The 23899-nt window shown below is 47.3% G+C and carries 24 protein-coding genes; 10 read left to right on the plus strand and 14 right to left on the minus strand.

The genetic code is table 11. The annotated features are described in order from the left end of the window. Nucleotides 1–8 precede the first annotated feature (8 nt). Nucleotides 9–1307: a group II intron reverse transcriptase/maturase gene (ltrA, locus tag ACYX4J_RS12565; RefSeq protein ID WP_444932862.1), complete on the minus strand. Its 1299-nt coding sequence runs from the start codon at nucleotides 1305–1307 to the stop codon at nucleotides 9–11. Nucleotides 1308–2037: 730 nt separating this feature from the next. On the opposite strand from ltrA, the gene csrA reads away from it, so the two are divergent. From csrA to ACYX4J_RS12580, 3 genes are all read left to right on the plus strand, one after another. After that, nucleotides 2038–2226, plus strand: a complete 189-nt coding sequence (gene csrA, locus ACYX4J_RS12570; RefSeq protein WP_282933247.1) for a carbon storage regulator CsrA — start codon at nucleotides 2038–2040, stop codon at nucleotides 2224–2226. Nucleotides 2227–2490: 264 nt separating this feature from the next. Beyond that, a complete protein-coding gene (locus tag ACYX4J_RS12575) occupies nucleotides 2491–4599 on the plus strand; it encodes a TonB-dependent receptor plug domain-containing protein (protein ID WP_476176740.1) in 2109 nt (702 codons plus the stop codon). Beyond that, nucleotides 4599–5102 (plus strand): TlpA family protein disulfide reductase, encoded by a 504-nt coding sequence (locus ACYX4J_RS12580; protein WP_476176741.1) that lies wholly within the window; start codon nucleotides 4599–4601, stop codon nucleotides 5100–5102. The genes ACYX4J_RS12575 and ACYX4J_RS12580 overlap by 1 nt, the downstream gene beginning before the upstream one ends. 978 nt (nucleotides 5103–6080) lie before the next feature. On the opposite strand, the gene ACYX4J_RS12585 is transcribed toward ACYX4J_RS12580, so the two are convergent. From ACYX4J_RS12585 to ACYX4J_RS12595, 3 genes are all read right to left on the minus strand, one after another. Continuing rightward, nucleotides 6081–6455, minus strand: a complete 375-nt coding sequence (locus ACYX4J_RS12585) for a hypothetical protein (RefSeq protein WP_476176742.1) — start codon at nucleotides 6453–6455, stop codon at nucleotides 6081–6083. After that, nucleotides 6452–7018 (minus strand): alpha/beta hydrolase family protein, encoded by a 567-nt coding sequence (locus ACYX4J_RS12590; protein ID WP_476176743.1) that lies wholly within the window; start codon nucleotides 7016–7018, stop codon nucleotides 6452–6454. Before ACYX4J_RS12590 ends, ACYX4J_RS12585 begins: the two co-directional genes overlap by 4 nt. Nucleotides 7019–7111: 93 nt before the next feature. Continuing rightward, a complete protein-coding gene (locus tag ACYX4J_RS12595) occupies nucleotides 7112–7861 on the minus strand; it encodes an SDR family NAD(P)-dependent oxidoreductase (protein WP_444912762.1) in 750 nt (249 codons plus the stop codon). A 120-nt stretch (nucleotides 7862–7981) separates the two neighbouring features. Between ACYX4J_RS12595 and ACYX4J_RS12600 the strand changes: the two genes are divergently transcribed. From ACYX4J_RS12600 to ACYX4J_RS12610, 3 genes are all read left to right on the plus strand, one after another. Next, on the plus strand, nucleotides 7982–8563 hold the full coding sequence (locus tag ACYX4J_RS12600; RefSeq protein ID WP_413665337.1) for a TetR/AcrR family transcriptional regulator: 582 nt from the start codon (nucleotides 7982–7984) through the stop codon (nucleotides 8561–8563). 226 nt (nucleotides 8564–8789) lie between these two features. Then, complete coding sequence (locus tag ACYX4J_RS12605; RefSeq protein ID WP_476176744.1) at nucleotides 8790–9185, plus strand: hypothetical protein; 396 nt, start codon at nucleotides 8790–8792, stop codon at nucleotides 9183–9185. Between the two features lie 844 nt (nucleotides 9186–10029). Continuing rightward, nucleotides 10030–11523 (plus strand): lytic polysaccharide monooxygenase, encoded by a 1494-nt coding sequence (locus tag ACYX4J_RS12610; protein WP_476176745.1) that lies wholly within the window; start codon nucleotides 10030–10032, stop codon nucleotides 11521–11523. Nucleotides 11524–11654: 131 nt separating this feature from the next. On the opposite strand, the gene ACYX4J_RS12615 is transcribed toward ACYX4J_RS12610, so the two are convergent. Beyond that, nucleotides 11655–12680, minus strand: coding sequence for an alpha/beta fold hydrolase (locus ACYX4J_RS12615; protein ID WP_476176746.1), 1026 nt, complete (start codon nucleotides 12678–12680; stop codon nucleotides 11655–11657). A 219-nt stretch (nucleotides 12681–12899) separates the two neighbouring features. Here ACYX4J_RS12615 and ACYX4J_RS12620 point away from each other — a divergent pair, with 219 nt between their 5' ends. Together ACYX4J_RS12620 and ACYX4J_RS12625 are read left to right on the plus strand one after the other, a co-directional pair. Further along, nucleotides 12900–13151, plus strand: coding sequence for a hypothetical protein (locus ACYX4J_RS12620; RefSeq protein ID WP_444905632.1), 252 nt, complete (start codon nucleotides 12900–12902; stop codon nucleotides 13149–13151). A 515-nt stretch (nucleotides 13152–13666) separates the two neighbouring features. Beyond that, entirely contained in the window at nucleotides 13667–14155 is a 489-nt protein-coding gene (locus tag ACYX4J_RS12625; protein WP_444957366.1) for a DUF4334 domain-containing protein, read from the plus strand. A 121-nt stretch (nucleotides 14156–14276) separates the two neighbouring features. Here the strand turns inward: ACYX4J_RS12625 and ahr are convergent, their stop codons facing one another. From ahr to ACYX4J_RS12670, 9 genes are all read right to left on the minus strand, one after another. Next, nucleotides 14277–15296, minus strand: a complete 1020-nt coding sequence (gene ahr, locus ACYX4J_RS12630; RefSeq protein WP_476176747.1) for an NADPH-dependent aldehyde reductase Ahr — start codon at nucleotides 15294–15296, stop codon at nucleotides 14277–14279. A 553-nt stretch (nucleotides 15297–15849) separates the two neighbouring features. Next, complete coding sequence (locus ACYX4J_RS12635) at nucleotides 15850–16245, minus strand: glycine zipper family protein (protein WP_444896834.1); 396 nt, start codon at nucleotides 16243–16245, stop codon at nucleotides 15850–15852. 177 nt (nucleotides 16246–16422) lie between these two features. Next, nucleotides 16423–17157, minus strand: coding sequence for a hypothetical protein (locus ACYX4J_RS12640; protein WP_444896833.1), 735 nt, complete (start codon nucleotides 17155–17157; stop codon nucleotides 16423–16425). Further along, entirely contained in the window at nucleotides 17150–17665 is a 516-nt protein-coding gene (locus ACYX4J_RS12645) for a DUF2878 domain-containing protein (protein WP_444896832.1), read from the minus strand. The genes ACYX4J_RS12640 and ACYX4J_RS12645 overlap by 8 nt, the downstream gene beginning before the upstream one ends. A 137-nt stretch (nucleotides 17666–17802) precedes the next feature. Beyond that, entirely contained in the window at nucleotides 17803–19071 is a 1269-nt protein-coding gene (locus ACYX4J_RS12650; protein WP_476176748.1) for a class I SAM-dependent methyltransferase, read from the minus strand. Beyond that, the gene (locus ACYX4J_RS12655; protein ID WP_445358589.1) at nucleotides 19068–19865 is read right to left on the minus strand and encodes a DUF1365 domain-containing protein; all 798 of its coding nucleotides are present in this window, start codon (nucleotides 19863–19865) and stop codon (nucleotides 19068–19070) included. Before ACYX4J_RS12655 ends, ACYX4J_RS12650 begins: the two co-directional genes overlap by 4 nt. A gap of 13 nt (nucleotides 19866–19878) precedes the next feature. After that, nucleotides 19879–21129 (minus strand): NAD(P)/FAD-dependent oxidoreductase, encoded by a 1251-nt coding sequence (locus ACYX4J_RS12660; protein WP_476176749.1) that lies wholly within the window; start codon nucleotides 21127–21129, stop codon nucleotides 19879–19881. Next, the gene (locus tag ACYX4J_RS12665) at nucleotides 21129–21908 is read right to left on the minus strand and encodes an SDR family NAD(P)-dependent oxidoreductase (protein WP_476176750.1); all 780 of its coding nucleotides are present in this window, start codon (nucleotides 21906–21908) and stop codon (nucleotides 21129–21131) included. Before ACYX4J_RS12665 ends, ACYX4J_RS12660 begins: the two co-directional genes overlap by 1 nt. Next, nucleotides 21909–22337 (minus strand): nuclear transport factor 2 family protein, encoded by a 429-nt coding sequence (locus tag ACYX4J_RS12670; protein ID WP_413665319.1) that lies wholly within the window; start codon nucleotides 22335–22337, stop codon nucleotides 21909–21911. Nucleotides 22338–22591: 254 nt separating this feature from the next. On the opposite strand from ACYX4J_RS12670, the gene ACYX4J_RS12675 reads away from it, so the two are divergent. Together ACYX4J_RS12675 and ACYX4J_RS12680 are read left to right on the plus strand one after the other, a co-directional pair. Then, a complete protein-coding gene (locus tag ACYX4J_RS12675) occupies nucleotides 22592–23206 on the plus strand; it encodes a sigma-70 family RNA polymerase sigma factor (RefSeq protein WP_476176751.1) in 615 nt (204 codons plus the stop codon). Nucleotides 23207–23213: 7 nt separating this feature from the next. Next, nucleotides 23214–23885 carry a ChrR family anti-sigma-E factor gene (locus ACYX4J_RS12680; protein WP_476176752.1) on the plus strand — a complete coding sequence of 224 codons (672 nt, stop codon included), beginning with the start codon at nucleotides 23214–23216 and terminating at the stop codon, nucleotides 23883–23885. Nucleotides 23886–23899 lie beyond the last annotated feature (14 nt).

Genomic DNA, 23899 nt, shown 5'->3' on the forward strand with positions numbered 1-23899 from the left:
CTTCGTATTCAGCACATTTTCAAGCTTCCCATTCTCCAGTGTGCAAACAAGCCACGCATTTGTTGACGAACCTTTCCAATAAAGACCCAACTCTTAAAACAGCTTCGCTTCAGATGTTTAAACTTCTTCCTGGCCCAACGCATCAGCGTTTGATCAAGATACTTCTGTAGCCGATAAACACCATATCTCCGCCCAAAGTGACCATAGTAGTTCAGCCAACCCTGTATTGCGGGATTAAGTACTTTTGCCATTTCAGATAGTGATCGATCCACCCAGTTTATTACTCGCCATTGCCTGACCTTATCCTTAATCCTCTTGAAGGCCTTAGGACTCATTGAAGGACTAAATGCGGTGAAGATCTGTCCTTGGCGATTCCTTGCTTTTCTGGGACCAAATCGAAACCCCAGAAAGTCAAAGTGGATCACTGGGTGGGAGTCTTTACGATTACTGTTCTTGCAATAGACCTTGCGCGTTTTCTCTGGATGAGCCTCAAGCCCGCAGGTAGTCAGGCGTGCTTTTAGAGCCGCCAGTAAGCGATCCGCTTCCCGGGGATTACGACAATGGTAAACAGCATCATCCGCGTAACGCTCAAAAGGAATATCTCTGTGCGTTCTTACCATCCAGACGTCCAGCGCGTAGTGCAAAAACAAGTTCGCCAACAGTGGGCTGATTACGCCCCCTTGTGGAGTGCCTTGTGTTCGCTCTTCAAGCTGTCCATCCTGATGTTGTACCGGAGCCGTCAACCAGCGCTGCACATAGAGTCTGACCCACCGATGATCATTATGTTTATCCAATGCCTTCAGTAGGAGTTCGTGATTAATATTGTCAAAGAAACCTTTGATATCTAAATCAACTACCCAGATTCTATCCCAGCATCGTTGTCGAGCTCGACGCACTGCGTCTATAGCAGATTTGCCTGGCCGATAGCCGTAGGAGTCAGGGTGAAATACCTTCTCCAATTCTGGCTCCAGCAGTTGCTTAGCCACCATTTGTGCAATGCGATCTTCGATTGTGGGGATACCCAGTGGTCGCAGGCTGCCATCGAGTTTCGGAATATCCACTCGTTTGACGGCTGATGGAAAATAGCTGCCAGATGACATCCGATTCCATAGCTTGTAAAGGTTTTTGACGAGACTCGATTCGTATTGCTCTATCGTTATCTCATCAATCCCCGCTCCGCCGCCATTAGCCTTGATCTGCTTCCACGCTCCCCAAACCGCTCGCTTGGGAATATTGAATGGCTTTGCGCTAATCGTTAATTCCTCCCCATCTGGGTTGATTACACGGTTAGTCGCCGAATACGACAACCCCTTCGCTCCACGTCCATTACAGCCGCTTCTCCACTACTACGGGTTGTTCCGCCCCTGTGACCAGTCTTGGTACTCAACGTCTTGTAGGGCCTCTACTTGACGCTCTTCCTTAACACCTGGACGACAGGTTCTCCTGTTCCACCCAAAAGCCTGTTGTGTGTTCACGCCACCTCTATGCCGGATGCCACTCGGTCGGTAAACAGGTAACCTCCAAGCTTATCCCCGCACTTAGCCAGTGCACGGGTTTTGACATCATCTTGGTAATACGCTTTCGACACCTCATCAGTGGTTCATTTGCATTCGTCTCTACACAACATACCTGACGTATCTCGTACGCCTTTTCCTCAAGCGCTTCTAACCAAAGCTCTTTACTCCGATCACCTTGAGACGGTTTGTTACCACTTCCTGCAAAGCGATAACGGAGGGCCGACCTCCATCTCCTGGATAGCACGTATTTTTTTATTTATAAAAATAAATAAAAAAATAAAAAAATACTCAGGACGCACTGGCTATATGCATCATACGCTAGATACCCGCTCGTCTTCAATAAAGTCGAGAAGATCCAGTAGCTTGGAGCGATTGCCCAAGCTCTGGGAGCGTAGTGCCCGCCTTTTCTTCTTTCATGCTTACCGTTCTCGCGCTCCCCCTGCCCTTCCTGCAATTACGACTTTCTAAGCCTTCCGGTTTCGGAGCCAAAAAAATAGCTTGAAATTCAGTAGGAAAAAATATGTTGATCTTGAAGCGTCGGACTGGTGAAAACCTAAGAATTGGAACAGATATCTCACTCAAAGTACTGGAGGTTAAGGGCAACCAAGTAAAGATCGGAATACATGCCCCCAAATCCCTAGCAGTTCACCGCGAAGAAATTTATATACGTATTCAAAGGGAGCAGAAACTCAGTAACAGAAAACGCTGAGAATCAACTCCCCCTTAAATGAGGGCCCACAGCGGGCCTCAACCACAATCTATCGACCAAGGTTTTCCAACTCTTTCACAAAGAGCAACTCACTAAGCCAACCCAAGAGAAATCCATAGGCTCCTTGAGTGCCCGCCCCTAAGTTAGCGCCCATTTATCCTGGCCCGCTAAATCCAAAGTCACTAAAACTACCACCTTTGCTCGCTTGCCACGCAAATGCGAATCATTATCATGTTCGGCAGTTTACTTGCTGGAAGTTATCTCATGTTTCGCAAAACCCTGCTAGCTACCGCACTCGCAGCCGCAGTACCCGCCTCCCTCGCCAATGAAACTCCTTCAGATCAGCCCACGGTAATGGAGGAAACCGTAGTAGTCGGCGTGCGCCAGCGCCTCTATGAGCGCGGAGCCTTGCTGGATGCAATCCAGAAAACTGAGGTTGTTGATGAAAGTCTGATCAAATCCCTGCAGGCGGTTAACCTCACTGACGCCATTGAAAAGTCCCCCGGTGTTCGGGTTTCCAATGAGTGCTCCATGTGCGGGGTCAAACGAATAATGCTGAACGGTATGCGCGGTGAGCACTCTACCATCCTCACCGACGGCGTTCCTCTTCACACCATGATGGCTGGCTATTACGCAGTGGATGCTCTGGCCACAACGGGTGTCTCTCGTATCGAAGTGGCCCGAGGTGCGGGAGCATCGCTGCTCGCACCCGAAGCAATCGGCGGAACCATCAATGTCATCTCCAAGGAAATCGAGGAAACCGGCCTCAACATCAATGCCTCTATGGAGGACAACGACAGCTATTTTCTAGGCATGATGGGCGGCTATGTAAGCGATGATGAACGCACCCGTACATCGCTGGTCATTCAGGATGATAAGCACCACCAGATGGACAATGATGACAACGGTGTTAGCGAAGCACCGCTGCAAGAGAACACCAGTTATGTAGTTCGCCTCTCCCATGACCTGGGTGAGCGGGACAACGTGGTACTGCGCACAGCCTATACCGACTCCAGTATTTTTGGCGGCCCCCAGGGATACAGCATTGGTTCCGTCCTGCAAGGCTACGATGGTGTGGAATCTGACCACTTGTTTGTCGACGACGATGTGCGGCAGCAATACATTGGCAAACCCTGGGAAACCACCGAATGGATCTCCACCACTCGCAGTGAAATTTCCTCAAGTTGGCTCCACGAATTCAGCGAATCCTATAACACGCTGTTTACTGTCGCCTGGTCTGAGCACAAGCAGGACTCCTTCTACGAAGGCTTCGATTACACCGCTACAGACACACTCAACTACTTCGACCTGCGCAACAATTTAATCCTTAACGATCAGCACATACTCACATTTGGTGTCGATCTTCGCGATGAATCCATGCGCTCCGACTCTGTCGCAGGAGAGGAAAGCGATAATTACATCGAAGATAGTTTCGACTACCAAACTACCGGCCTCTACATACAGGACACCTGGACCGTTTCACCGGACCTCGAAGTGGCACTGGCCATACGCGTAGACAATGCCAAAGCCGACTTTGTCGCCGAGCAAAAACCTGGTACAGAGATCGATGAAACGGTGGTCGCCCCTCGGATAGACCTCCGCTATCTGCACGACGACCAGTGGACCTCCCGGGTAGCGCTGGGACGAGGATACCGAGCCCCCCTATCCTTTTTCGAAACAGATCACGGCATTCTTGATGCCGGTGATGGCTTTGCCATCGAGATCGAAAACCTTGAAAAATCTCTATCCGCAACTTATGCATTGAGCTTCGAGGGAGAACGCCTCAACAGCACCCTGTCACTGGCATTTACCGAAGTAGATAACCTCGCAGCACTGAGCGAAACCGAGGATGGAGTACCACTGCTTACTCAGATGCAGGAAAGCGCCTCCGTAGGTGCTGCCGATATCACTCTCGGCTATGCGCTCACTGAAAATTTGTCTATCGGTGGCACACTGGAGACCTATGATTACGACGATGTTTTCCGGGAATCTTTTGCCATTGCTCCAGTAGAGCAGCGTGCACTATTTAATTTGGATTACAAAGCCGACTACTGGATGCTATATGCCAGCGCTACTTGGGTAGGCTCCCGGGACCTGGATGAATTTGGCTACGAAGGTTTCAACCAGTTGGGCGACTCCACGTTAAAAAGCACAAGCGCAGACGCCTATTGGACAGTAGATCTTAAATTAACCTTTGACGTCACTGAAAACCTGAGCCTGTATCTGGGCGGAAACAACCTGACAGATTACACCCAGGTTGAGGAAGGTGAGAGCCCTCTATTCTGGGATGCCAGTGGTGCCTACGACGTAGCCTATATCTACGGCCCGCTACGAGGGCGTGAGTATTACCTGGGCTTCGACTGGAGCCTGTAATGCGAACCTGGCTCGCACTAATCACACTTCTGTTCGCGCCTGCTGGCGCGACAGAAGCTGCCATTTCCCTTTACGATTTTGAACTGCGCAGCCTCGCCGGACCCGAACGTATCAACCTGCTGCAATTCAAAGGGAAACCCAGCTTGATAGTACTGGTTGAACCTGACTGCCCCTGGTGCTTTCGCCAGGTTCGAGCTCTCAACCGGCTTACTAGCGAGTGCCCCCAACAGTTTCAACCCATCGCCCTGGGTATCAATGGCTCCCGAAAAGCCCTACTGGCTGAATATCGAAAGCTACGCCCGGAATTCCCCATGCTTCAGGCAAGCACACAGCTTCAACAAGTACTGGGCGAAACTCCCGGCACTCCATTTAGCTTCCTTATAGCCTCCAGCGGAGAACCGCTCAGCTGGCTAAGGGGTTATATTCCGGATAAGAAACTACAGCCGATTTTGGAGAAGAGCTTTGATTTCAAATGTGAAAGTGCTCCCGGGACAGCCTCATAAATTAGAGAACTGAATACTGCAATTTTTGCTGAGATAGGAACCCTGCTAGATCTTAAGTACTTATAGATTGAAGATATAGGCAGTGATACTGTAGATATCAGCTCACTTAGCTATTCCCCCTAATTTAGAGCTGTGGCAAGAAGATCTAAGGATTATTTTAGGCTCACTAAGTCAGCGAAGGTTTACAAGTTGATATCATTATCAAGCCCGCGCCGACTCCCTTTTGGCGGTCCCCACCTAACACAAGTACCATCTTTTTCTAAAGTGCCCTTCAGTACATTACATCTAATTTGAGGCGTTGTTATTTGCTGTCTGCAATAGGCTAATGATTTATCTGGATGAGAATCTTCACAGTACTCAGCAAGTAACTCGCTCGCTTTCTCCGGCCTGCTTAGATAAGCAACACTTACTAGCAACAACACAACCAGTATCGCAACTCTCATAGATTAAGTCCTGGGTAATATAGAGCTACAATAAATAGCATTGTTCACAACATAACCCTTTCCTTAAAATTCCAAACTGTATTACCAATGTAGAGCACCCAACATTGCCACAACGATACATGTCAGAAATATTGACACAACGATACATGTCAGAAATATTGACACAACGATACATGTCAGAAATATTGACACAACGATACATGTCAGAAATATTGACACAGAATAGAATAAGGAATAAAATCCCGTAAAACTGTATAAATTACACACAGCCAATATTCCTGCCATTTATAGTCCTGGCTTTCTAAATGATACGCCTTACAATCGTTATATCTTTTCCTGGGTGTAAAGCAGATATTCTATCGATATAGAGATTCGATAAAGTATTCACTACAATGCAATTAAAGTCTGGATAAGTATACTCATCACACTACCAGGTCATTCACTAAAAGTAGAAGTGATTAAAGGCAAAGTGGTGCTTCGCTTTCTGCCCAGAAAAACTGATTAATTGAATGAAAAGAATCAACAGGTTTCCAGACTATAAAGCCATAAAAGTGTTGGCTGACTTTTCTTCAACAAAACCAATAGATGGATCTTGGTTTTTTAGCGTGCTTAGTAACACGTCCCAATCGGAGTTTTTCTCATAGAACTGCTTACTTAAGTACGCAGAAATTACGGCCTGCACAATTGATACATGGGCAGGATTGTTTTCTTCTTCACTTATAACGCCATACCCATTAATTCCACCCAGTAAATGCTTTGCCCCCACAAGGGTCAGCAAGTACTCTGCACCAGTTCCCAAAGTAAAAGCATCAGTAAACCAGTCTGGCCCACGGGTACTCAGTGGGGAATTATCCTGATCCGCTGCAACAACTAAGCATGAAGCAGTCATTTCCGTAAAACTTGGATTCATAAATGGGAAGAACTTGGCCGCAAAAGGGGATAGGTTCTCTCCGCCCGTTCCAGTTGCACAAAGTAAAACACCCGCTTATCTGATAAATCGGGGCCAGGGATATTGTCTTCATTTAATACCCGAGCCCCTAGTAACATACCTACAGTTTGTGCTCCATAGGAATGCCCAATAGCAACTACCTTTTCTTTATCTAGACGGCCGCGCAACATGGAAACAGCTTTCTCGATACTGTCCAGCTCATCCAGAACTCTCTTCATGTCAGATACTCGATACTGCCAGATTTCAGGCACTCTAGGGTCATCATCTGGCACCTCAGAATCCAGGAAAACTGGTTGCAGAACTACAAAACCCAAAGAGGCGAGAAATTCAGTTATTGGAGCGTATCCATAAGGTGGTGATTTGTATCCATGGGCGAAGATAACGATTGGTAAGTTTTCACCATTCACCGGTGCGATTACACGAACCTTTAGCTCTTGCCCCCTGACCGAGTCAGGCAGCAATACAGCATGATGTATAACAAAAGGGCCGTGCTTTTTTACTGATGTATGATCTGATATTGTCATAAATGGTTCTCCTTCATTTTTAATTTTCCACTTGATCGATGGGGTTAATAGAAATCAGTAAAGTGGCCACTGGTATTTGCAATCAGCACCGAATTACCATGGCATCGAACCATTGAAGCTAGTAAAAGTACCAGAATCCCCTTCTCGCCCCAGAAGGGCGACACGCACAATTTCCCTCGCACCCTCTGCTACAGTTTGCTCACCCTCGTAATTATTTAAGCCAGTGCAAGTAAACCCAGGGCATACGGCATTTACCTTTATGTTTGATTTTTCAAGATCAATTGAGAAAGCCATAGTCACAGCATTTAGTGCAGTTTTTGACATGGAGTAGGCACCAAACATTTTTCGTGCCGGATTCTTAGGATTTGAATGGCTCATCAACGAGCCAGCACCGCTAGAAACATTAACCACTTTGGCAGAAGGAGAGAGTTTTAGAAGAGGTAGCATTGCCTGTGTAACCGCTACAACCCCGAAAACATTAGTTTCAAATATCTCACGTAATTCAGCCAAAGTTACAGCGCTAACCTGAGTCTTTTTGCCGATTTCCGCCAGAGTTACTCCAGCCTCCCCTGCATGGCTAATCGCCGCGTTATTAATCAATATATCGAGACGGCCAAAGTCTTTTCTAATAGTGTTGGCTGCAGCTCGGATACTGCTCTCATCAGTAACATCTAGCTGAATAGGCCAAACGCTTTCGCCTATGGAATCAGCGGCTTTTTGCCCCAGCTTCAAATCACGAGCCCCAACTAAGACAGAAACGCCTCTAGCACTCAGGTCCCTCGCGACTTGTAATCCTATTCCCCTATTAGCACCAGTTATCAATGCAATTGGTCTACCGTGCATCGTCAGTCTCCACATAGATACAGCTCATGGGCCATTGGCTCCAGCACATGGCTATGGCAAAATCGGAACAACGTTCCGATTAAATATACGGAACAATGTTCCGCTTAGCAAGGGGTAGATATGCCAAAACCTGATGACACTAATTCGAGCCAACGTAAGCGAGCAGACGGCAAGCGCAACCATGGCGCCCTGCTCCAGGCAGCCAAGGAAGTATTCGCCACCTCCGGCGTAGATGCCCCAGTGCGGGAGATTGCGGGTAAGGCCGGTGTCGGTGTAGGCACTCTTTATCGGCACTACCCGAAGCGGGCAGACCTGATCGCGGCAGTTTTCCGCAGGGAGATCGATAGCTGCTCTGAGGAAGTGATAGAACAAGCTAAACACCTCCCCCCCTTTGAAGCCCTGGCCAGCTGTATGCAAATATTTGCGACCTTTTTTGCCACTAAGCGAGGACTATCCGAAGTATTGCACTCAGGCGATCCAGCCTTTGAAACCCTTCCAAGCTATTTTGACCAGCACTTAAGGCCTGCCCTCGCTATGGTGTTAGGTGCAGCAATAGAATCGGGAGATGTTCGTTCAGATATAACTGCAGATGAACTACTTGGAGGAATTGCAAGATTGGGGATGTCCTCATCTGAAGACTCATCTGGGCAAGTAGGACGTATGGTTGCACTTTTAGCCGATGGACTGCGATTTAAAGAGTGAAAAACTCTTTTATCAAAACGGCTTTAAGAATTAATGGCAGTCAGAAAATGACTGAAGTATCCAAACCAAAATGGTAAGAGCATTTATTCGATGATGCAGATGAATAGTTTTTATTTAGGTGCTTTTTAGATCTGGCAATTAAAGAAAGATACAAAAATGTGCCTACAGTGAATATTTCACTTTCTGCCGCTCTCTCCATAGGGCTTGAAACCGCTAGGATTGTTAAATGAGATTGATTCTAATTCTAATAGTAGCAGTTGGCCTGGATAGTCTAGTCCATACGTTCGTTCCTGAATTGGGAGGGAGTCTACCTTTACTTTTATTCTTAATACTTGGAGGACTTCCGTATGTGGTACTTCCGCCAAAATCCAGATATTTTAGGAGAGAGATAAGATCTTGGGCAAGAAGCAAAAATATAGAAATTGTAGAACTCAAAAACTACTATCTCCTAAAAGGAAAGCTGTTCTGGAGGACATCGGATGTCCAAGATATTTTTATTCTAAAAGAACATGATGCTGAATATTGGATTGCCTGTGGCTCATGGTTTCTCGGGGCATTCAATAACAACTTAAAGGTATACAAGCTAATTGATAATCGCTTAAAGCTGATAAGCTCCACCTGAGACCTAATATCTATAAAAATAAGTACAAAGATATATAAATCAGCTCCAGCACCTGAATCTATTGATGCCTACAGCATTAACTTATTGACCGATTTATCTGATACAACAAGCAAATAGATTGAAAAAATAATTACAGTTCAATTTTTGCCCGCTACATATTTGAAGGCCGAAGCTTCTCAATTATTGGTTTGTCATTGTCACTCCCCCTATTCTCGTCTAACCCCTATCAGCTCCACCCAAATAAATTAATATTCACTTCAAGAATAGATAGAGACTAGACCATCGAAAGTGCAATAAATTTACTTTGCAATAGTCTATGCTGCTATGAGACAAACCTCCTCAAAAAATGCGATTTTTCAGTCCCCCAGAAAACCTTCCTATTCCAATACAATTTAGGCAAGCTAATGAGGCTAGTGTGTATTTTTCGTTTTCATTAATCCGTGGAGCCCTCTGTATTTAGCACATAAACTTCAAGCTTTTATACCGCTCTTCATGCTTTATTTTCTTTGACAGCCATCACATTGTCACAAAACACCAAAAACAACTTCATTTTTTGACCCACTACTCAAGCAACTATTGATTAATGGAAACGTAAATTTTATTAAAACATGTTAATTCATGTATAGCATGGAACCCATGTCCACGTGGAAGGTCTGTCTTATTAGCAATTTTTAAGGGGTAAATATTTATTTACTAACTGCATTTTTTGATCCTGGTGACACGGAAAGAGTGGCCAGCATTCTAAAACACCAACTTATTTCACAGTATTTACCAGGAAATTGAACTTAATATTTCAGTCGTTCTAAATAAATCGACGAGAATAATGTAAACCAGGAGTAACCTTATGCGTTTAAGAAAAAAAAGCGCGCTTGCGACAATGTTGCTGATACCTTTCAGCTTACAAGTACAAGCTCACGGCTGGTCTGAATTTCCAAAAGCCAGGCAAAAAATTTGCTATGATCAAGGCAATATCTGGTCTGGAACACCATCCAATCCAGGCTGTGCCCTGGCAAAATCCATTTCTGGATCTTATCCTTTCCAACAACACAACGAATTCTCTATTAACATCCCTGACTACAATAATTCTGCCGCTGTAAAAAGTGCCATTCCTGATGGAACTCTTTGCTATGCAAATGATTCGCAGAAAAAAGGGATGGGAGCAGCAACTGATGCCTGGACCCGTGTAGAAGTTAATGCTGGAACATTCGAATACGTATTCCAGGCAACAGCGCCACACAATCCATCTTTTTGGGAGTTTTACCTTACGAAAGCGGATGCAGACCTGTCACAACCACTGGCATGGGATGACCTTGAGCTTATCCAGGAGGAAGGGGACGTACCTGTCGTCAATGGTCAATATCGAATGAATGTCACCATTCCAGAAGACAGGGTAGGTAATGCAATTTTATTTGTACGTTGGCAGCGAGTAGACCCAGTTGGTGAAGGCTTCTACAACTGTAGTGATATCACTATTGTAAATAGTGATGTTGAACCGCCTAGCGAACCTGATCCCGGCACCACACAGCCGCACCTGATTCAAGGCAACACCTTTATTCCAGAAGACATTAGTATAGATTCGGTTAATGTGGGGGACACCGTCAATTATACGGTATTCAATAAAAATGGTGAGGAACACTCATCATTTTCGCTGGCAATTACCGAGGATAATAAGAATGACTGGGACAGGCTTTTAGCTTCTCAAGTCACCGGCTGGTACCAATCAAACCACAATGGAAATGTTTTTATTGGTCGCTGGCATGAAGAAATGAATCATTACATGTACTTCCAGGGTGATTTACATGGTAACTACTTCAACTCCAAAGACTCACGTGCCTCCGGTCAATTCACTATTACAAGCAACGGTAGTGAATTAATAGCTGCTATCACACCTAAGGTTTTAAAACCGCTTGATATAGCTAGAGTAGAACACGGGGATTTAGTGGTACTTTCATCGGGAGAAAGCGCCGGAAATATCAATAATACGGAATGGTCACAGGTAAGTGGAAGCCCTGTTGAAACCGCAACCGGGCCCAGTGGTGCACTGGTAATCGACACGTCAAGCTTAACAAATGAACAGCATGAATTAAGTTTCAAGTTAACCGTAAGCGGTGACTCTGCTGTTGATGACGAGATCTACTCATTTACTGTTGAACCATCAACTACCACAGATCCCACAGATCCCACAGATCCCACAGATCCCAGTATTCAAGCTTGGGATAGCAACGAAATCTACACCGCAGGTGATATCGTTAGCCACAATGGTGAAACATGGACTGCCGGATGGTGGACAAGGGGCGAGGAGCCGGGTACAACCGGCCAATGGGGTGTTTGGCGTTAAGTTAAGGACCGCCAGCCAAAAATATTAACTGTTAGAAACTTCGACTACCAGCATATAACAAAAAGGCCTCAGTAATCCTGAGGCCTTTTCTTTTTGTAAGCCCATTTAGTGTAAATAGTGATATCCCGGCATTAGTTATTAGCTTCCAAAAATTGTACTCCATGCTCCATCCATTGTTTCACATATACAGGTGCCATGGCATGGCCCATACCTTCTACCCACAACGTTTTAGCACCAGGAATGCGAGCTGCATACTTTTTGGCTTGAGCAATACTTAACAGGGGATCTCTATCACCGTGGATAACCATAGTGGGGACCTCTAAGCCCTCCAATCGCTCTAATCGCGAGCCAGAAAGAGAGATTGCTGTAAATTGCTGAATTGGCAGATTATGATCAAATCCTTGCCTATGACGTAGTTCGTAGAGAGTGGTGTGTGCAATATGTTCAACATCAAAGCCTCCCTGCCCCTGAAGACTGTGATAAGTACTTACCATCAACTTAGCCATACCCTCATCGGAGCCACTGAGTCCATAGCGAAGAAATAGCCGAAGCATATTGTATCTGAAGGTTTTTCCCTGGGGTAACTCGGGGTCGTCGAGAAAACCTGAGGACATGATTGAAGTAAGGCTTTTCAAGCGATTGGGGAATTGCAGGGCCATTTCTTGCGCAATCATCCCTCCCATTGAGGCGCCCATAACATGAACTTGCTTAATCCCCAGGGAGTCCATAACCGCAAGGTTATCGCGCATCATGTCGGAAAGGTCGTAAGCGGTCTCCTTAGCCCAGTTGGTAACCCAACTCGAGGCACCGCAGCCACGATGATCGGTGAGTAGTACTTGATAGCCAGCAGCTAAGAGTGGCTCATAGACTTCAGATGGCCAGTACAAAGAAGAAGAGCCCATACCGTTTATCAGTAACACTGTGCCACGAACAGGTATCCCCTCTGGGCTTTTAAGTTGATACCAAATTTTAAGGCTCCCTGAGCGAACATATCCGCTCTGACCGGAGATCAGTTCAGGTAGTGGTTTCTCAAGACTCAAACTTAGCTGTTTCTGGATATCTTTGGGAAGCGGGGGTGTTGTAAGGACCCAAACAGTACAGACTAACACCAGAAGGAATACTATCGTGCCAATGATTAAAGAAACTTTCTTGATCAATGTAAGCCTCCATAAACACCGTAACACCGGTGCAGAAATAATATTTATATGTAATATCAGGCAATAGCGGAAATTGGGTAAGTCATTTCTGTTATCAAATATATATGACATTTGTCATCTTTTGTTGATGATTAAACTGCCCAGCTACAACGACTGGATGATAAATGTACACATTAAAATTAATCCTCCGCAAGGGGGATTAAGGGTGCAACCCTATGTATGGACCTGCCTGCAGCTCATAGCTTCAATGATCATGCAACAGAAAATATAAGGTATAGAAACCAACAATGGACTCAGCTGCTTTATGAGCCTGGTGCTCCTATAGTTCTATATAATGCCCAGGTGGATACTATTGGTGCAAGAAAATTTCTCCCACCCGCTCAAGATAAAAAATGCCCAACCTCTGTAAAAATTTGGAAGATACCAGAGTCTCTAGCAGAAATTTCACGAGCACTGGCTGATTCCAGTTGAGAAGTACAAAAATACAAATGGTCAACTTGTATTACATTCAGCAGTATTGGGCACCTGATCCACCCCTCCCAGACAGGCTATAAGACCAGATACCCTCACTGCTTCCTGAAAGGTGTAAGAATTTGACTTCCCTAGCACCTGAATAGTTCTTTGATATTTTCTATTCTTGGCTTCTGAAATATACATGAGCCCCCTAATTATCACCCTGCAAGGTCACAATGAACTCTACATAGACACGGCCATTTACCTGATTCACAGTGGTAAAGATCATGGCTCGTAATTAGGTGCAGTTCCAGGAAGGTATTAGTTTTACCCAATTCCTCAAAGAATATTGTACCGAAGACCAGTGTTTCTAGGCTCTCTGCCGGAGGGGGTAACCATCATTGAAATCAGCGGCCAAGCACAGCAAGAATAATTGATTATTAATATTCCTACTTCTATACTCAGTATTAGTTATGTTGGAAAGCTATTTCCCAATTACATGCTCCAGAAACATACCCTACTAAATCAAGCTCATGCACTTCTTAACCACATTAGAAAAACTTAAAAAACTGGATCAGGTAGATCCACAAGAACTGCTTGAGTTTTACGATAATCTCTCACCTATATCAATAAACTCTCTTATCGGCCGATGGGAAGCGCAAGGATTTAACACACAACATCCTTTACAGCATGAAATGGATGCAGGAAAACGCTGGTACGGCAAAGAGTTTATTGATTCTGAAACGGTCTATCCTTTACTATGCTGGGATTCAGACTTCAAATCTATCAACGCTTACGATGCCCCTTTGTTCTTCCGTACCCAACAACTACATATAACCACAAAAGCCCAAGCCCGCCTGCGCATCTTGGAACACAGAGGGAAATCAAGTGCCACTATGATTTATGACACGATACCTATGCATGATATGATGCGAAAAGTCGATGAGGATCATATTCTAGGACTTATGGAGAGAAAAGGAATGGATGGCCGTATGTTCTTCACTATGAAAAAAACTAACTGACCTTATCGATTTCTAATGAATTGCTTCTGCCTAAATCCCAACCCCATACTTTTTAATTTAAGCTCCTTTGTAGTGTGACTTTGCGCTCTCCTCACCCAGAAGCTGATCCAGTTAAATATCCCTACCCTTCCTGCGACAAAACAATCCGGTACTTAGCCTTACCAGATTTCAAATGCTCAAATGCCACTTCTATCTGGCTCATTGGGAAAATCTCTATCTCAGGTTTGATCTTATGATGCGCCACAAACTCAAGCATAGTTTCGATGGTACCAGGGCTGCCGACTGGAGATGCTGAAATTGAGCGCTGCCCAAATAACAAGGGAAATAGAGTAAATTGGATTGGGTTAGTTACAGCTCCAACAAAGTGTAAGCGCCCTTTAGGTTTCAGAGCCTGGATATACAGATCCCAATCAAGACTGACATTCACAGTCGACAGAATAAAATCAAAGCTCATTGCCGCAGCTTGAATCTCTGCGGGATCACGGGAGTTCAGTGTTTTATGAGCACCGAGAGCTAAGGCTTCTTTGCGTTTTTCCTCGCTGGATGTAAACGCGGTAACTTCACAGCCCCAGGCATGGAAAAACTTCAAGGCAAGGTGGCCCAAGCCACCAATACCAATCACAGCCACTTTGTCAGTGGGTTTGATATCAAATTGGACCAATGGATTGAATACGGTAATACCCGCACATAAAAGGGGGCCGGCCGATGCATAATCCACACCATCAGGGATAACAACCAGGCTACTCATATCCGCCCTGGCTTTATCCGCAAAGCCTCCATTGGTGAGTATGGTGAACTTTGCCTCTCTACATAAGTTGAGGTCACCAATTCGGCAAGTATGGCATGTTTCACAGTAGCCTGAATTCCACCCCAACCCAACCACCGTGCCCTTTTTAAGATGAGCTACTTGCTCCCCCATCGCGGTGACACGGCCGATGACTTCGTGACCGGCAACCATAGGGTACTGTCCAATACCCCATTCATTTTCAATCATGCTCAAGTCACTATGACAGATGCCGCAGTACATGATTTCCAGTTCAACCTCTGTTGCACCCAACTCTCCAGCTGCAATTTGGTAGGTCTTAAATGGACCGCCGGCCTCCAAGACTGCATAGGCATTAATAGTTGATGCAGTAGACATGGCGGGCTCCTTGAAGAAAAGGAAATCACAAATGACCTTAAAAGTTTAGACGCCATTCAGCTGTAGACTTTATTGCACCCTTACAATTTTATTTTCTAGAAACTAGTGGCCCTACTATCCAGGGAGCCTCTGAATAATTCCGTGATGCCTCTGGCATGCAGAGCGGTTCACAATCAAGGCGCGACTTCGCAGGAATGTCTAGACCTTTCAAGAAGTTGCAACGCGGAGTGTGAATCGCTCTGCATGCCCCGAAGGGCGGGCCTTGAAGGCCGCAGCTGTTGCGTTGCAGCTCTTGCAAAGGGCTACGGCCATTCGCGGCGAGCTGCGCCTAACATCTGCAGCCTTCAAGACCCGCAGAGGCATTACGGAATTATTCAGAGGCTCCCTAGCACAGAAATTAAAAGTGTTAACCGGGAGAAAGTAAAAGATTGAAATTAAAGCTGTAAAACAGAAAAAAGGCCGGGGGTACTTCCCCCGGCCAGTGCCAAGTCCTGTGAGGTTGCTGAATAGCAGAGGACTGATGAGAAATTGGACCGCAGTTTTACGCAGAAGATCAATTCAACACTCGATATCCGCGACCAACCAGGCAATTCTTGATGATGTAGGTTGCCTCAGAGCTCGCACTACCCGCCCCTGACAAGCCCCCAACAAGCGCGCCGGCACCGGCTCCGGCTACCGCAGCACGCCCGCTGTCACCGACTATTGCACCGAGCGCACCACCTACTACAGCACCACCCGCAGCACCGGCAGCTGTTCTGCGCCCTTGGTCACTGTACGTGGAGTAAGCGATTCCCTTGCACTCTGCAAGGTCCGCTTGATACTGATTCATGTTAACGCCCCAGGTATCGATAACGATTCCACCGGCACCGGGAACCTGCTCTGGCTGATTCGCACAGCCGTAAAGCAGCGACATCATAATTCCAGCAGTTGCAGAAATAGCAGTCTTCATCAAACACCCCATATCGCTTTCGCCACAGGATAGTGAGCTTGTCACGCTTTTCTTCTTTAGGTTTAGCTGCTGGTAGAACTTGGCGCCAGTCCGGCGCCTAAAAATGAATGACCCGCTGGGCAACAAATTCAACAGGCGTAAATAGTGTTGTAGCTATTAGTGGAGGGCGCCTTTTTTCTATGGATCTGCAGGCTGGGTTCCTATAGGCAGAATTGAATATTGGTAAAACACTTCTAATTCTTGAGATTTCGCTTGTGGATCGAGGATATTTACTATGCCCTTAAAACTCTTTAATCGCCGACTCTCCGTATCGTAAGTGAGATTTAAGTCCTCTACGAAAAGGCGGATAAGAGGCTGGGCAATATCTACTCGTATACAAGTATTTTCGCCTGCCGCTTGATTACAGGATACTGCCTTAGCGCGCAGCTTTATCGATCGACCATGCAGTGGCGAAGCAAAATTGAATTTAAGCGTTTTTCCTGAGGACAATAAGTCCCAGTGGTCACGCACATAAGTATCAAAGCCTGCATCAACTACATCAACACTTCGTGCCTCTCGCAAACTTACTTTCCAGGCTTCGCCCTCGTTGGCTCTATAGCGCATCATCCACTGGCCGTCATCCCAAAGGACTTCACGGACTTCACCGTGCCTCCGATCTATTTGAGTGACACTAGGTAAGGCACTGCGACCAGCTGCGGGGCCATTTCGCTCTCGAAGGGTTTTCTCTGCTATTAAATCACCCTGGGGTGCATAGTAGAAAACAGTTATTTCGCCATTATCTTGCGAAGTATAATATTCACAGTACTGTAACTGTTGATTATCCGGATCATAGGCCAGACCTTTTACCAGGAAAGGCCCTTCATAGTGACAGTTAGTTCCGGCAATAGCCGACATCGCAATAAATTCAAGCATTGCTCACCTCTTTTTGACAAATCTCTCTTGCCAAATAGGCAAACAACGGCAGGATGCAGGCCCAAATTACACTTAATGTTCCCAGGGATTGCCACAGGGGCCTGTGCAATTCCACAGTGCCATTTAGGAATGCACCGGTAAAGTAACTAAATGGTCCGAAAAAACCACCCAGGATTACCGCCAACCATAGATTTTTCTGTAAGAAAACCAAACTGTATCGCAAGGTCATGGCAAAGTTCAACCACAGGCAGATCAGCCATAAGGGAGGCCAGGAGGAGCCACTATCATTTCGCATCACCCCCAAATGAAACAAGATAGAGTCTATAGACACACCAAAGATAAACACCCCCGCTAACCAAAGCGGTTCCCTGGGCAAATTGGCGATATAGCGCAGATGTATAAAAAGGTTCAACAGAGTAAAGGGAACCACCAACCACACCTTGGCCACTATGACGCACAGTGGCCAGGCGATATCGAAAAGTAAGGCATTAGCGACAAAACGCCACATGCAGGAGAGCCTCTGGTTGATTCCGTAATATCCTTGGGTTGCAAACTCTTAAAAAGTTTAAACAGTCTCCTGAAATCACGCTTTGATCCTGAGCCATTCTGAAAGGCAAACACTTCACAAGATTAACTTGAGAGAGTTTAGAAACTGCCCAAAAACCGAGGTTTGGCGAACACAAATTGGGCGGTACCAATCACTCGTTGCAAAAATCCCCCTTCGCAATAGCATAAATAGAATTCCCACATACGGATAAAGCGCTCATCAAAACCTAACTCGCGCACTTTGGAAATTCGCTCAAGAAATGCTTTGCGCCAGTCACTTAATGTGCGGGCGTAATGGGCGGTGATGTCTTCAAGTCCAACAATCTGCATATCTGTTGAATTGGCAATATGGTCCGCGATAACCTGATTAGATGGCAGGCAGCCACCGGGGAAAATATATTGCTGAATGAAGTCGACCTCTTTACGATACTCGTGGTAGCGCTGGTCGCGAATGGTGATTGCCTGCATCACCATCAGGCCATCTTCTTTGAGTAATTCGCTACAACCGGCGAAGAAGGTCTTGTGAAATTCGTGACCTACCGCCTCCACCATTTCAATCGATACAATTTTATCGTACTTACCTTTCAGGTCCCGATAGTCTTGTAATAGCAGGGTCACCTGCTCCTCTAACCCTTCGTGCTTCACCCATTGGCGGGCATAGTCATATTGCTCTTGGGAGATAGTAGTGGTTGTTACTTTACAGCCATAGTACTTGGCAGCATGAATGGCCATACCACCCCACCCAGTACCAATCTCAAGGAGGTGATCGGAGGGTTTTAACTTTAGCTTTCGGCAGATCAGTTCCAGTTTGTGATTAGAGGCTTCAAACAGAGTTGCATTTTCAGACGGGTAGACCGCAGATGAATACAGCATGGTCCTGTCTAAAAATAACCGGAAAAATTCATTGCCCAGGTCATAGTGTGCAGAAATATTCTTGCGTGAGCCATTGCGATTATTCGCATTTAATTGATGTAACCAGCGCAGGCCTAATCGAGGTAAATAGCTCCAACGACTATCGATGCCTTCCACCAATTCCATGTTGTCCACCATCAGGCGAATCAGGTCCACGGTATTGGTTGAGGTCCAGGCGCCCTGCATAAAGGCTTCTCCAGAACCAATGGTTCCGTTTAATAGCACCTGTATATAACTGGATGGATCATGTACGCAAATATGTGCCGAGATCTCTGCTTCTTCTGGTCTCTGGCCAAAGTGGTAACACTGCTCCCCCTCTTCGATTAGCAAGTGGCCACGATCAATACCCTTGAGTTTTTCCAACACCAGCTTGCGCGCCAGGCGAACGAGCCAGGACTGTGCCGATACTTCTGATTTTGACGACGAAGCCTGATCAACTTCCTGAACTGCTCTCATAGTTGTTTATCTCCTGCCTGAACCTCGGCGTCATCGCGAGGGTGCGAAAATACCGGGATACGCTTGACCCATAATTTCAGTGCCTGCCAATAAATGGCGGCTATAACTTTTACGGTCATCAAAGGGTACTGGATCAATATTGAATTAAGCGATCGGCCGCTAATTTCACAGCGCTGTAAACTCAGGGTTGCATCAAACATTGGGCGAGTGCCATCTTCTGTATCCTCGGCACTCGCATCAAAATTTTGCAGGTAAGCTGTCAGCTTTTCTCCAGGTTTTGTCCCCCTCCATCGATACCCTTGGGCCATGGGCATAAAAGGCGAGACATGAAATGTTTTTGCGAAGGTCGCTTTTTGCAACTTGGTATTATTACGGCAATCCAAAACATAGCTGTGACGCTCTTTCCAGGGTGTGTTGTGTACATCCAGGAGCAGCCAATCCACATTCTGGCCCTCAGCATCGAAACAATAGTAAACACTGAGTGGATTCATGTTGTAGCCAAAGTAACGCCAATTGGCCAGCAAACGAATAGGTCCCGCAGGCTGCTCTCCCGCTTCCTCCTCCACCCGCTGTCGAACTGCCTCATCAAGACTGAGGGATTCATCGCCGAAAAAATCACTGCGACAAAATCTCGCAGGTGCGCGCCGCTGGGAGGACCAAAGAGGTGAGAGCTGACAAATGGCTTCCACCTCTGCCAGATCGACGTACATCATAAAAACCTGGTAGCGAAACTGATGAGCTCTGGGCGCGAAGCGCCGGTGTTCCACCCAACCGGTATAAATCGCACTTTCCATGATACCGGCCTCCTTACCAGTCAACACCCAACCCCCGAGCCACTCGCAGCGCACTCGTTACGCCATCTTCATGAAATCCATTTGCCCAATAAGCGCCACAGAACCAGGTGCGGTTAACGCCATTAATACTATCCCACTGCTGTTGCGCTCGTGTTCCGGCCACAGAGAACTGGGGATGGGAGTATTCAAAACGACCGAGCACAGACTTGGGATCGATACGCTCTTCGGCATTCAGGGTGACACAATAGGTTTTCTCGGTATTCAAGCCCTGAAGTATATTCATGTTGTATGTCAAAACGGGCAGTGCATCCTGTTCACTGCGCAATTGGTAATTCCAACTCGACCAACTGCGACGGTGACGCGGTAGCAAGGTGCTGTCTGTATGCAGGACCACTGCATTTTTTGCATAGGGTATAGCCCCCAGGATTTTTTGCTCACTACCGCTGGGGTCGGCCAAACATTGAAGGGCCTGATCGGAATGGCAAGCGAAAACAACGGCATCAAACTCCAAATTTTCCCCTGCTGCGGTGCGAACATTCACACCTTCTCTGCAGCGCTGCACCGCCTCAATGGGCGTAGATAAGCGAATTTTATCTGCGAAAGGTTGTATTAACGGATCAATATATTCACGCGACCCGCCCCTAATCACTCGCCACTGCGGGCGACGCACCAGGTTGAGCAGGCCGTGATTGACAAAGAAGCGGACAAAGAAACTGACAGAAAACTCCAGCATTTGCGCCACACTGGCAGACCAGATAGCAGAGCCCATAGGTACCAAATAGCGATTGGCGAATTCCGCGGAGTAACCGTTCGCAGGTAGATACTCACCCAGGGTCAATGTCTCGCTCAGCCTCCCCTCCTGCCAGTCGCGGAGGGCATTGCGGTTAAAGCGCACTATGTCCCAGAGCATACGCCAGTGCCCAGCGCTGACGATGTTCGAGCGCTGTGCAAACAGACTGTTGAGATTGTTACCCGCATATTCAAACCCCTCCTGATCGCAGCGCACACTAAAGCCCATGGAGGTGGGTTGGGATTGAACTCCCAGCTCTTTAAGCAAGCGAATAAAATTCGGATAGGTCCAGTCGTTGTATACAATAAAGCCGGTATCCACTGCTAACCGGCGTCCCCCCTCGTCAATATCAACCGTAGCGGTATGCCCTCCCAGGCGCGCCTGTGCTTCAAACAGGGTGACATCGTACTTTCGATTCAATAGATAAGCGGCAGTAAGACCGGCAATGCCGCTGCCAACAATAGCAATTCGCATCAATTCTTCCTTAGTGTGCGGATTCTTGTCATTTTGGGTACGCAAAAACGGAACCAGATTGAGCTGAAAAAACCCAGAAACCGCAGAGGCCAGCTGAGCCGCTTGGGAAAATCGACTGTGTGCCCAACGCCACAGAGCCCCTGTTCAATACGCTCGGCAGCCTGCTCTGGAGTCATTAAAAAAGGCATGTCAAAGTCATTGCGCTGGGTAAGGCGGGTGTCGACAAACCCCGGGCGAATGTGGACCACTCGAAGTGGAGTAAGGCTGATATCGGCGCGCACCGACTCCAGAAAATAAGCCACCGCCGCTTTGGAACTGCCATAGGCTTCGGCGCGGGGAAAAGGTACCACTGACGAGAGACTGCCGAGCGCAGCAAATACCGGAGACCGGCTTGCGGCTAACAGTGGCTGCGCGCACTTCAAGGTATTCACCAAGGCAAAGAAATTGCCATCAAAAACCCGCCGGTACATGGTGACATCCAATTGAAGGTCGTCGTCATATTCACAGGTACCAGCGCAAGCAATCACCATATCCAGGTGATCTGTGAAGTCCGCTAATCGCCGAGTAACACCCGGCATCACCGCATCATCACTAAGATCACAGTCCAAAACCCTGAGGCGACTGGGGGCTATGTTCTGTAACTCCGTCAGCGCATCGAGCCTGCGACTGCTGGCAATCACAAAATTATTCTGTTCCACCAGGCGCAGTGTAAGCGCGCGCCCAATACCCGAGCTAGCACCTGTGATCCAGATGGTTTTATCGCGAATCCCCTGGGACACTTAGTTGCGCTCCATTCGCGACTTGATAAAACCTATGCAGGAGCCCAATACCGGCACCTGCTCGTAGACCATGGCGCCCATATCGTAAAAGTCCTCGTGGTAGTGAATCTTATCGGTGTAACGCAACAGGCTACAGCCACGAAGTTGTAATGGGCGTCCACCTTTGAGTGATTGGTGTCGGTAGTGCATGGTCCACGAAAGGCAGGCGCTGCCCTCGCCCACCACCGGCAGATCATCAAATTGGAAGCGGCACTGGGTAAGCCCCCTGCTCATTCCCGCAAAGTAACTCTTTAAAGCAGGCAATCCCTCTATCCGATGCAACGGGTCACAAAAAATGACATCGTCGCTATATAGTGATCCAAGGCTGCCAGTTTCCTGCATCAGGAAGTCTTTGTAGTACTCCTCTAGCTCCTCAATCAACGCGCTCATCATCGGATTCCTTACTGTTCTAGCTGCAGATAAATACGCCACACCCCATCGGGTGGATCACCGCTCAATAAAAGGTAGGTCAGAGTGATCCAGTTATGCCCTCTCTGCGTAAGTAGTTATCAGACAACTTGGAAGTCTCCCCCTGAGAGTCTGTTGCAGAATGTGGTACACGGATGTACCACAACAGATCCCAACTCTAATTTCCAGACATGCTTGATTGCGTGAGTATCGACAACGACAGAAAGACCGTTAACATGGCGCATAGCCCCCAAGCAAAAAGTGAAATACGCCCGGTGAAACTGCCACAAAGAGAGGACCAGGACTGGAGTGCCCTGCTGACGCGAGTCGGTGCGGAGCGTGATCGCCAGTCCTTTGAGCAGCTCTTTCACCACTTTGCCCCACTAATTAAGGGTTTCCATCACAGCCGCACCACCCAGGCAATTAGCGCTGAAGCCGCCGATGAGCTAGTTCAGGAAACCCTGTTTAAAGTCTGGCGTAAGGCCCCCAGCTTCGATGCCAGTATGGCTTCTGCCAGCACCTGGATATTCACCATTATGCGCAACACTCGTATCGACATGTTGCGCCGCAACGGGCGTCATCAAAACGCCGAGATTATTGAAGCCATGGATGTTTGGGATGAAACCCCCGAACACCAACCGTTGATATTTCTACAGAGAAGACGCAACGAAAAGGAAGTTGCGGAAGGCCTGCACAGCCTGCCAGCAGAACAGAGCCACGTCTTGGAAAAGGCGTATATGGAGGGAAAATCCCACAGTGAGATATCCAAGGAGCTGGAATTACCATTGGGCACGGTAAAGTCCCGCGTGCGACTGGCCCTAAAGAAGTTACAAGCGAGGTTGGCCAAGTAGGTTTAGTATGATTCGCCACCACCCCGATAAAAATTTACTCCTTGAATACGCTTCCGGCAGCCTGCCCAAAGGCGCCAGCCTGGTCGTTTCCGCCCATATACAAATGTGTGCCGAGTGTCGCGCTCAATATCGAACCATGAACACCCTGGGTGGCTCCATTCTGGAGTCCTGTGCACCACAGGCCGTAAACGATGAGGCTTTCCAACGCCTGATGGGACGTATTGATCAGGCAGCTGAACCGGAGCAACAAGTGGCTCCCGAGAGATCCAAATCCACAGAGCCCATGCTGGCGGATGCGCCGCCAGTCGTGCACAAGCTGCTGGAAAAAAATCCCCCGATCAAATGGAAAACTATCGCGCCCGCCTTAAAAATGTGTCGACTAAAAACCGGGCAGGATCAATATGAAGTGAGCTTTCATCGCCTGAGTTGTGGCGGCAAAGTTGCAGAGCACGATCACCGGGGCTACGAACTCACCCTGGTTCTGTACGGCAGCTTCTCTGATAGCGATGGTGTTTATAGTCCAGGGGACTTTCTGTTGCGGGAACCCGGCGACGTGCACCGCCCGACGGTCACAGAAGATCAAGAGTGCCTGTGCTTCTCTGCAGTACAGGCACCGGTGGCGATTACCGGTGTCAGCGGCTGGTTGCTAAACCGCCTTATCCCGTTTCGTCCGGGCTGACACCGATTAAAAGA

The organism is Microbulbifer sp. ABM4_008 (genome assembly GCF_056311705.1).